We start from the raw sequence: 1,775 nt of genomic DNA on the forward strand, positions 1-1,775 counted from the left end.
CCACCCCATTATTTGATTTTTCAGCTTTTTCTTCTGCTAGAACTTTCTTTATTAACTCTAGTTTTCTCTCATTTGTTTCACCTGTTGAATATAGAGAGAAGTTTTCATTTTCAATTAAATCTTGGAAACGCGCTTTCACAGCTTTACGGCGATTAAACGCTACGTATAAGAGTTCTATCAATTTATCTTTCGTTAACATTTCTACATTAATTTTTGCTTTTGATAATAAATTTCGCGAAGCATTATAACGACGATATAATTCGTTAAACGCTTTATCTACAATCTTTTCTTCCAATTCTTCCTCTGTATCAGCTGTAATCGTACTAATATCCACTTTGTATGGGTAAATTAAATAACGTTTTTGCTCATATCGAGGCTGCGAACGTTGCCAGTACTCTAAGTTATCGATAACTTCTTGACCATATAGTATTGTCTCTGGTGTAAGGTCCTTCGCACCTTTCATCGTTTCTGTCATTTTTCGTACAGGATCTGTTAAATCTACAAATTTACTTTGTATATATACTTTTGTATTAAACTCTAATGTTGTTAACCATGATTCAATTTTGATATCAATTGCTTCTTGTTCCATGTTGGAAAGTAAGTAATAGTTTACTGGATGTGCTTCCGCGATTAGGACAAATGTGTCATCATGATATCGAATCATATGATTGTCAATTTCCTTAATGTCTTCTACAAAAGCGCTAAAGAAATCAACATTATCCTCATCAACTTCTGATTTAGGAGGCATATTCTTTTTATTTTTCTTTCCGCCGTTTTCAGCAATGTGTTTCTCTATCCCACCTTGGTTTTTCCCCTTTTTTTTAGACCCAAACAGCGGTTTCCCGTTCATTTTCCGATAAAAGAAAAATCCTACAATGGCTATCGCCGCAAAATATATCATTTCTAACATCTATAACGTCTCCTTTACCCATGTAGTTGGCTCGTACCCTTTTCTCCACTTGCCTTTTTCAGAACGGCTACGCATTTTGATAAGTAAAAACTTATCTAGATACATGTGTTGTTTCTCTTTATAAATAAAAGCAAAAGCTATTACACCTACTACCGTTGGTATTGCTAAAATTAAGCAAATAAAAAATGCTACTACCGAATTAAAAGGTGCAAATAGCCGCCATAAGAATGGTACATATAAATAAAGGGATGCTCCGCCACCTAATAGATAAATCAATTGGCGTTTGCTCAGCACACCTAATAGTGTTTTTTGTTCCGAAGTCATATCAACAGGAACGGTTACTTTTCTCATTCTGTTTCCTCCCTTGTATAAGAGAAGCTCTCCCCAAATAGAGGAGAGCTTTTACAAACTCTTATGTTAGATTTTTGTAACCCAAGCAGCGATGTCGTATGCTTTGATCATGACAAAGCCTCCAATTGCCGCACAAGCTAAACCAACCATGGCTTGTGTACGGTTTTCAGGGTTCTTCCCTTGTGCACCAGAAAGTTTAATACTTGCGAATACAACACAAGCAACTACCCAAATACCACCAAAACCAATTAGTGTTGTTACAAGGGTATTCATGCTTTTTTGTACAGTTTCAGCACTCGTACCACTGGTGTGCCCAGTAAGACCCTTCTCAAAACTACTTTTTGCCAGTAGAAAATCTCCTACCGATGTTGTCATAAGCTTTGCAGACAACCAATTCAACATAATTCCTGCACCTCCGGGTGTTTTTGCTCGCAAAACGCAAAAAGACCCCAATACACGCACACGTCCCCTAAGGACATGGCGCATATTGAGGTCTTCTCTTATATGCGAACTG

General features: G+C 36.8%; 3 protein-coding genes. All 3 read right to left on the minus strand.

Features of this window, described 5'->3' with window-relative positions:
• Positions 1-910, minus strand: a 910-nt coding sequence (locus MR155_RS30985) for a hypothetical protein (RefSeq protein WP_242312094.1), incomplete at its 3' end; no start/stop codon positions are given.
• The gene (locus tag MR155_RS30990) at positions 911-1,261 is read right to left on the minus strand and encodes a PrgI family protein (protein ID WP_201063551.1); all 351 of its coding nucleotides are present in this window, start codon (positions 1,259-1,261) and stop codon (positions 911-913) included.
• Between the two features lie 66 nt (positions 1,262-1,327).
• Positions 1,328-1,747 carry a hypothetical protein gene (locus MR155_RS30995; RefSeq protein ID WP_201063550.1) on the minus strand — a complete coding sequence of 140 codons (420 nt, stop codon included), beginning with the start codon at positions 1,745-1,747 and terminating at the stop codon, positions 1,328-1,330.
• Positions 1,748-1,775: the final 28 nt, after the last annotated feature.

The sequence above is a fragment of the Bacillus cereus group sp. BfR-BA-01331 genome, from assembly GCF_022663915.1.
Classification (GTDB): Bacteria; Bacillota; Bacilli; order Bacillales; family Bacillaceae_G; genus Bacillus_A; species Bacillus_A mycoides.

Coding starts and splice junctions, on each gene's coding strand:
- MR155_RS30990 (WP_201063551.1), bottom strand. CDS start 1,261: ATGAGAAAAGTAACCGTTCCTGTTGATATGACTTCGGAACAAAAAACA.
- MR155_RS30995 (WP_201063550.1), bottom strand. CDS start 1,747: ATGCGCCATGTCCTTAGGGGACGTGTGCGTGTATTGGGGTCTTTTTGC.